At 56.5% G+C, this 8113-nt stretch carries 7 protein-coding genes and 1 pseudogene; 6 read left to right on the top strand and 2 right to left on the bottom strand.

The features are described 5' to 3' along the window. Window positions 1–61: 61 nt before the first annotated feature. Window positions 62–376, bottom strand: coding sequence for a hypothetical protein (locus ACF8AM_RS24095; RefSeq protein ID WP_392558096.1), 315 nt, complete (start codon window positions 374–376; stop codon window positions 62–64). A gap of 59 nt (window positions 377–435) precedes the next feature. Then, window positions 436–2904, bottom strand: coding sequence for a hypothetical protein (locus tag ACF8AM_RS24090; RefSeq protein WP_392558095.1), 2469 nt, complete (start codon window positions 2902–2904; stop codon window positions 436–438). A gap of 244 nt (window positions 2905–3148) precedes the next feature. Between ACF8AM_RS24090 and ACF8AM_RS24085 the strand changes: the two genes are divergently transcribed. The 6 genes and pseudogenes from ACF8AM_RS24085 to ACF8AM_RS24060 all read left to right on the top strand — a co-directional run. Further along, window positions 3149–3931, top strand: a complete 783-nt coding sequence (locus ACF8AM_RS24085; RefSeq protein WP_392558094.1) for a hypothetical protein — start codon at window positions 3149–3151, stop codon at window positions 3929–3931. 166 nt (window positions 3932–4097) lie between these two features. Continuing rightward, the gene (locus ACF8AM_RS24080; RefSeq protein ID WP_392558093.1) at window positions 4098–5012 is read left to right on the top strand and encodes a 3'-5' exonuclease; all 915 of its coding nucleotides are present in this window, start codon (window positions 4098–4100) and stop codon (window positions 5010–5012) included. A 16-nt stretch (window positions 5013–5028) separates the two neighbouring features. Beyond that, window positions 5029–6057 carry a hypothetical protein gene (locus ACF8AM_RS24075; RefSeq protein WP_392558092.1) on the top strand — a complete coding sequence of 343 codons (1029 nt, stop codon included), beginning with the start codon at window positions 5029–5031 and terminating at the stop codon, window positions 6055–6057. 107 nt (window positions 6058–6164) lie between these two features. Beyond that, window positions 6165–6686: a WD40 repeat domain-containing protein gene (locus tag ACF8AM_RS24070; RefSeq protein ID WP_392558091.1), complete on the top strand. Its 522-nt coding sequence runs from the start codon at window positions 6165–6167 to the stop codon at window positions 6684–6686. Then, the gene (locus ACF8AM_RS24065; protein ID WP_392558090.1) at window positions 6687–7382 is read left to right on the top strand and encodes a WD40 repeat domain-containing protein; all 696 of its coding nucleotides are present in this window, start codon (window positions 6687–6689) and stop codon (window positions 7380–7382) included. A 98-nt stretch (window positions 7383–7480) separates the two neighbouring features. Further along, window positions 7481–8113, top strand: a pseudogene (locus ACF8AM_RS24060) (hypothetical protein); the annotation flags it as partial.

Genomic DNA, 8113 nt, shown 5'->3' with positions numbered 1-8113 from the left:
AGCCTGTAGATGCTCAATCTTGGCCCAGGTGTGGCAACCGGAGAGGCGATGCTGTGGTGGCTCATGGCGCTTTGACCGGGGTCGAGGCCGGGGCGGACGACTGGCCGCGTTTGACGCGCTCGACTTCGGCGATCATCTCTTCGACCGGTTCCACGCTGCTCTGAATTCTCGTGGTTCCGAGCTCACTCCCGGGCACTGTCGCGTCGGCAACTGTCACGGCAGACGCCAAAGGTTCCCCTGCTGCTTGCGTGCTCGACTCTGAGGCGGAACTGGATGCCGGTGTTTCCAGCTCGAACCCTGATTCATCGAAGTTGAGAATCACCAACCGGTAGTCACCCACCTGACCACGAACTTCCAGGGCCTTTCCATCGGTCAAATCTGCCGTGCATCTGCTCGGCCAAACGCCCCGCATCCACACCTGCCGCAATGGCTTCGTCAATTTGCATCAGAGCGGTTCGCAAAGAGTCGATTCAACGATTCACTTTCCAGCGTCCGCTCGGGCAATCGCACAGGCTCGATCAAGTCCTCTGCATCGGGATCCGGCGAGAGAGCCCGAAGTTGAAAGAACTCTTCGCGAATCGACGCGGGACTGGATGACGCTTCGGAGGTTTCGAACGTCACGCTTGTCAAGGTTGTGGTGGTCGTCGTCACGACGGGCGTCACCGGATCAACCGGATCTGGAATCACATCTCGGATGGGCAAGAACGCCAGCGGCACGTTCACACGAGGAATGACAAAGAACGCCGCTCCGGATTCCAAAACCGGCCCCGCCGTGGTTTGCGTCAGCGGATTGTCCGTTGATGAGATCACGTTGCCAGGAACATCCATTGAAACGGAAACTCCGTCCGTGTTGGGCTGGGTGATCGACTCGCCGAGCAACACGATCGACTCATGATGTTCCACCGCGAATAAAACATTCAGCGGATCGGTCGCACTTCCGCGGCCGTTCAGCGTTGAGTTCAGAATGTCATCTTCCATGTACACGTGACTGACGCTGGCCGTTTGAAACGAGCCTGGTAGATTCTCAACACGTTGAAAGCGATCCGTCTCGGCTCCCCAGTCGATGATCAGTGTCAAACCATTCTCGCCTTCCGTGCCAAGATTGACCGACAGAATCCCCTCGGCATCGTTGACGTCGAACTGAGACAGAATGTTCGTGCGAATGGAATCATGTTGATAGAAAGCTTCCGTCAATTCGCCTGGTTCCGGCGCGACGGGTGGGGCGGCCGGACGTGGCGGCAAATCAGGATTGGGCGGCACCAGGTCTTCCGGATCGAGTTCCGGACGCGGAGTGAACTGCCGTGCGATTCCGACTCCGTCTCCGGTGTTGATTTCAAATTGCTGCCCCAGTTCAATCGTGGGTGCGGACAAGGTCACCGCGCCCGCTTCGATCGATGCCGCTTGGATCTGAACGTTGTCCGACGCGACAATCCGCTGGTCAGATGCCAAACGCACTCGGCCATCCGTTCCAAGTGCAACCACCTCCGGGTCCAGCTTGCGATCCGGCCCATCGTCCACTGAATCGTCATCGACCAAAATCAAATCGCCCTCGGCGTGCACATCGACGTACCCGTCACCAGCCACGACGTCGTTGATGATGACGTTGCCATCGTTGCGAACCCAGATGGAACCTTGATCAACCACCACGCTTTCCAGTGTCAGATCCAGCCCGCCAGATTGTTCCAATCGAAAGTCACCGCTACCGAATTCGATGCGTGCCACGACGGGTTCATCCACCGCCAGCCAAACCAAGTCCACATTGCCGTCGCCTGCATCGACGTCCAACTGCGTCACGGATTGCAATTCCAGTTCTTGCGTGTTGCCAATGCCATCGTTCGCTTCGAGCAACAGTTCATCGGCGATGAAGTCCGCCAGGTTGTCATCCGCCGAATCGTTGATTGAATTCGCGAACACCTCGACTCGTGCTTCGCCGGCGCTGATCTGTTCCACCAGCAAATCGGACTGGCTGACCAATTGCACATCGGAGTCGCTGGTTTGAATCCAAACGTTTGAAATTTCGTTGCTGGTTTGATTCAGCGTCACGCCTGCATCGGAAGTGACGTCCAAGTCATCGACCATCAACGTGCTCATTGACAACTGACGCACAGCACCTTGGCCGGTCACCTCCAAAACGGGTGTTGTCAAAGATGACTCCAAAACCAAATCATCTTGCAGTCCGATCAACTGAACTCGGTCGTGAACAGTGATGGGTGCCCCTCCCAAATCAACTCGGCCGACATTTTGGGTGGTCAGTTCGGTGATGTTGACCGAGGAGGTTCCTAACTCAGGCAGCAAAGCAAACGACGTTTTCTCATTGCCGCTGACCGAGATCATTTCTCCCGAAACTTCCACGTCGTTCCCGATCGCCGACGGCGAGAGCACTTCAACCTCCACTGTGTCATTGCCCAGCCCGCCGCGAATCGTCGCGTCCAAACCGTCGGGAAGACGCAGGTGCAACGAATCGTTGCCGCCGCCTAAGTTCACTCGCAGGCGGCCGCCGTCGATCGCATCCACTCCGATCGAATCCACCTGAATGGGATTGCCGAACGCGTCTTGGCCAATCGTGATCGGAATGACGCCAGTCGCCGAATCGGTGAATTGAAGTTCGCCGGTCGGCGTGATCGACGATTCGATTGTGTCAAACCCCGCATCTCCTTGGACCAGCAGATCGCCCACCGCGGTCAGCTCCGCGGTGGCATTGAGAACCAACCGTTTTTCCAACGGACGAATGCTGGGGACGAACCTCGCCGCCCCCCCCTTTCCGCAGGCATCCAGACGCAGCCATTTCGCCCACGAACACGACCAAATTCGCGACGCCATCGGCTTCCAATCGGGGGCCAATTTGGGCTGGGAAGATCGCATGAATCCGAGGGCTTTGGTGAACGTGTGTCGCGGCAATTTCAACGAAAAAATATTCTAATCCGTGCTTGCTTCAGGAACATTGAAAAGACTCGTCCCCACGCAAGAACTGGTTCTGGTCGAGGATTCCGCTGCAAAGCTCGCGTTAAGGTATTCCGATTGCAACGATTCCTACTGATTTACGGATTGTTGCGTTCGAAATGGGGAAAGAATTGGGTTCCGCCGATTGAGACCATGAGGAACCGGTGTGAGTTCCCTTCGCTAAGGGGACGCAAATTGAAGCGACGACATGAACTTCATCCAAGCACTCTCGGATCGATCTCGATCGACGTCATCGTTCGCCAGCAAAAATTGTGGTCCCGGCTGGCTGGGTCCCGGCGGACGTTGGGCGTTGCTCCTGATGAGTTGCCTGGTGGGTTGTTGGTGCACCAGTTCCGAAACACAGCACGCGCAGCAAACGGATTCGTTTCGCACGATGCTGAAATCGGAGCCAACCCGCGCGTTCTCCGCACAGCCGGTCTCTCATCAAATCACGGATCAGCCAGCCACGGCGAGCGTCAACACAACTATCCTCGATCAACGGGCGGCCGAACGACTTCAATCACGATTCGCGGCTCTCGAAAAACCGGTTCGCGAAATTCACGTGGTGCGAGCGGATGAACCAGGCCCGCTCCCCGAGAATCATGCCGCAGAGCTGCTGGCTCCGATGGCATCCCACGTGATTCAGAGCGATTGGCACGACATCCCGACTTACGATCGCTACCCGGTTTGTTTCTTTCATCAACCTTTGCACTTCGAAGAACGCAATCTGGAACGTTGTGGCAAGGGACACGGTTGCCTCACCAATGCAGTCTCAACGTTTTGGTTCCTGTCCAACGCTGCCGTTTGGCCCTACCGAATGGCCAGCGAACCGCATTGCCAATGCGTCAACTCAGTCGGCGATTGCAAGACTTGCCAGCGTTACTCCTGCCCAGTCGAACCTCTGCACACCGACGCCACCCGTCATGAACTCGCAAAAGGTGTGCTGGCGGAGGCCGCTGTGATCGCCGGTTTCACGTTCCTGGTGCTTTGAACTGGCGGTTCAGTTCTCTCCTGTCCGCAGCACCATTCATTCCGTGCAGGGCAGTTCACCCAGTGTCGATGCGTCTGTGGTAGTTTGTTCGGATCGGTCAAATGGTCCCGACCCGGTGGCAATCTCGGCCCACTTCGTCTCGGACAAACGTTGAAAAGGAAGCACCATGAGTGACGCAGTCTCGCACCTGATCTTTGACGTCGAAAGTATCGCGGACGGCGATCTCATCTCCCGCGTCCGTTACTCGGGTGAGGACTTGTCGCCTGAGGAAGCAATCGCGAAATATCAGGAGGAGCGTTTGGAGCAGACTGGCTCGACCTTTATCCCTCACACCTTTCAGATTCCCATCGCGGTGGTGGTCGCCAAGGTGACCTCCGATTTTCGTTTGGTGGACATCAAATCGCTCGATGAACCCGAGTTCCGGCCACACGTCATCACCAAATACTTCTGGCAAGGCTGGGAGATGTACAACATGCCCCAGTGGGTGACGTTCAATGGGCGGTCGTTTGACATTCCCATCATGGAACTGTCAGCGTTTCGATATGGGATTTCGATTCCCAAGTGGTTCGACGACAGCGGATACAAGTCACGGCGAAACCGCTTCAGCACCCACGCTCATTTGGATCTGCAAGAACTGCTAACCAATTTCGGCGCCGCTCGCTTCAATGGGGGCCTCAACTTGGCCGCCCAAACATTAGCCAAACCCGGCAAAATGGGACTCAGCGGCGATCAAGTCCAAGCGTCATATGACTCAGGGGGTTTGAAAGAGATCAGCGACTATTGCCGCTGCGATGTGTTGGACACGTACTTCGTGTTTCTGCGTTGCATGGTTCTGACAGGCAAACTGGAATTGGAACGAGAGATTGAAATCGTTCAGGAAACACGTGATTGGATCGAAAAGGAAAGCGAAACCTGCCAAGCCTGCGCCGATTACATGACGCAATTCGGTGACTGGAACAACCCTTGGTTGACCGAATCCGATGAAGCCTCTGTCGAGCCTTCTGTCTCGGATACCAGCGAATCGACAGGCGACGATTCCGCACGCGACAAAGCGGCCCAACCCGACGAATCCAACGCGTGAGTGCCGAGATTTCCTGATGAGCCACCAAGCCTTTCGCGTGACCTGCCCGAATTGTGTGGCGTTGATCGAATTCCCGATTGTTCCCCGCAGCGACTCAATCGATGAGGTGCCAATGAGCGGCGTTTGCACGGCTTGCTCGCACGCGATCGACTTCTCGCAGTTCGAGGGCAAACCGCCCGCGGACCCGCATTCGTTTGCCAACCGTCAACGAGCCGTCGCGCTGCTGAACCCCACCGAAGCGTCGATCGAAAGCGTTCTGTTCGACGCGTTTCAACTGTTCCGAAGCAACTGGAAAGTCCTGTTAGGCGTCTCGTGTTTGACGACGCTGATTTGGTTCTTGTTGGTCGTTTGGCCCTGTCAAAAACTGAGCGGTCTTTGGTCACTCGCTCAACAAGACGCAGCTCAATTGCTGACATTTTTGCTCGCATCCATTTTGGTCGCTGGGATCGCCAATCTGACCACCCCCTACACCACTTCTGTCATTGCACGGATGACGTTGGCGGTGAGTCGTTACGGTCGTTGCCACAATCGAGAGACGATCCAGTATGCTCCTGGAGCCAACGAAACACCGTCTCGGGGAAGCCTCTCGGTTCCCGTGAGCGTGCTGTTTCACATGAGTTTGTTCATGTTGTTCGTTGCGGTGGTGATGGCGATGCTGTTGGTGCTGGGAGTGATCGCCATGATCGCGTTCATGTTGGTGCTGCCGTTTCCGCGTGAAACAGCAACGCTGGTGGGCACGTTTTCCGTGGGCTGCGTTTACTTCGTGCTGATTTTCACGTTGCAGTGGCTTCTCTGGCCCACCGTGTTCTTGATCGCAGATCGCCGAGCTTCGTTCACAGAAAGCTTGCGGGAAAGTTTTTCGCTCTCCTGGGTGCATCGAAGAGTGAGTTTGAAGGTGGTCACGTTTTACTTTTTATTGTCAACCATCGGTGCCTTGCTGTTTTATGTCGGGCAAGCGTTGACGGCTCCGATTGCGAGTCTGCCGCTGGCGGTGGCTTATTTGAGGATGACCGGTGGGCAAACCGCACTCGACCCAATCGAGTGAAAACGCCGTTGACAGCATCTCCCCCCGTTTGATTCCGAAATCGAAACGCGCTGCGTGAAGATTTCGGTTCACGACATGGACGGATCATGCCGATCCTTCCGATTGGAGTGCGTACGCAAGGAACGCGTCGCTTCACCCTGGTTCGTCATGCGGGGGCATACGAGATGAGAGACACAATCAATCGGCGTCAACTTTTAGTCGCTCTGGCAACCGCATCCATGGTTTCACCAGCCTGGAATGCGTTGGCGCAGCCACCTTCGGCCGCCAACGGCGTCCAACTGGTGGGCGAACCAACTCAGTTGATCACCGCCAATGATTTGCCTGCTGCTCGCGTCATTCGTCTGCCGCCGGTCGATGACCGCGTGAAACAGGTGGTGGTGACAGCGCTCGCTGTCGACCCTCGCGGTGAATGGCTGGCCGTCGCGGGGGATGACCACGTGATCCGGTTGCTTCGCCAGGAAACACTGCAAGTCGTACGAACTTTGGGCGATGGGCATCGCTCCGCAACGTCGCCGATTGGGCACAGCGACATGATTCGCACGCTCGCGTTCGACGCCACCGGCAGCCGGCTGGCTTCTGCGGGCAACGACGGTCGCCTGATCATCTGGGATCGCAACGAAGATTTTTAGGTGTTGCAGGAAATTGGTTCCGCGCCCGCATTGGCGTGTGTCAACTTCTCGCCATCCGGTCACCAAATGGTGGCGGTCGGGTTTGATAAAGAAGTCTTCTTGATCTCTAGCCAAGTGACCAACAACGAGCGTCTGATGTGCGATTGCAACGACCTGCGTTGCTGCGTTTACCGTCCCGATGGCACCGCGTTGGCGATTGCGGGTCGCGATGGACATGTGCACTTGTTTAATCCTAACACAGGTAAAATGGTGGCTGATCAAGACCTGCATCAACGTCGTGTCAGGGATTTGGCGTTCATGCCGGATTCGGACGTTCTCGTGAGTGTCGACGAAGACGGCGTGATCATGCGTTGGGACACGCGAACCCATGAAGTCCTGTCGCAGCAAAAGATCACCTCAGGACGATTGTTCTCGTTGGCAATCGTCGACAATCACCGCATTGCCGCGGCCGGCAGTGACGATGTGATTCACTTGGTGGACTTGGCCGACGACGGCCGATCCCTGTTTGTGTCCGGGCAATTGCGAGGCCATGTGGGCTCCGTGGCAACGCTCGCTGCCGTCGATGGCATGGTGTTCTCCGGCGGTTTTGATGCGACTCTGCGACGCTGGGATTTGAACCAGAACGCGATCGCTGACAGCAAGATTGCACTCGGCAACGACGGGTCGACGCCGACCAGCGAACCCACGCCTCGCTGATCCCTCGACCGAATCTCATCCTTCCATTCCTTCAACGAACCTGAACTCCCTCGCGTTCAACTGAAATCAATGTGCGGTACAAGGAGGTACCAAACGTGATCTGGAAACGTCTCGAACGATTGCTCACACCCAACACTTCTGCTTCGACCGGGCGGAAGATGCGCATCGAGTCGCTGGAGAATCGTCGTTTGATGGTGGCGGATCCGATCCATGTGGGATTGGTCTATCTCGAAACAGACTACTTGGAATCCGATCAAGACGTCGGCAGCGATTCCAAAGGGGACCGGTTCCTGCTCTCGTTCACCGGCGGAGCCCCCGGCACTGAACTGACCGAACTGATCATCCGCACCGACAAAGATGGTGACGGGATCTCGGTCGGCGATCCGATCTTTGACACGGAAATTGGCGGCCGAGGTAAGAACGGCGCGCACCCCTTCACGGTGCAAAAAATCGAAACCCTCGATGGCACTCCCGCCGAAGTCACCGCGACGGTGGAAGACGGTGGACAAGTCCTGAAGCTCAACTTCAATGGCTTCAGCGCGGGCGATCGGTTGGAATTCACGATCGACGTGGACGAAGTGCTGCGCAACCTGCCGGACCTGGATGAGTTCAACCAGCGGCTCGACGGGATCACGTCGGGACAAGAGTTCCAAGATTCGATCTTGGAAGCACATTTCGAAGCCCCCGCCTACTACGCCGCCGAAGCCGCTGCGATCTTCCTGAACGACTTC

This window comes from Rhodopirellula sp. JB055, assembly GCF_043100905.1.
GTDB lineage: Bacteria > Planctomycetota > Planctomycetia > Pirellulales > Pirellulaceae > Rhodopirellula.
The sequence above is the reverse complement of the archived record's forward strand: the minus strand, read 5'-3'. Positions and strand labels throughout refer to the sequence as shown.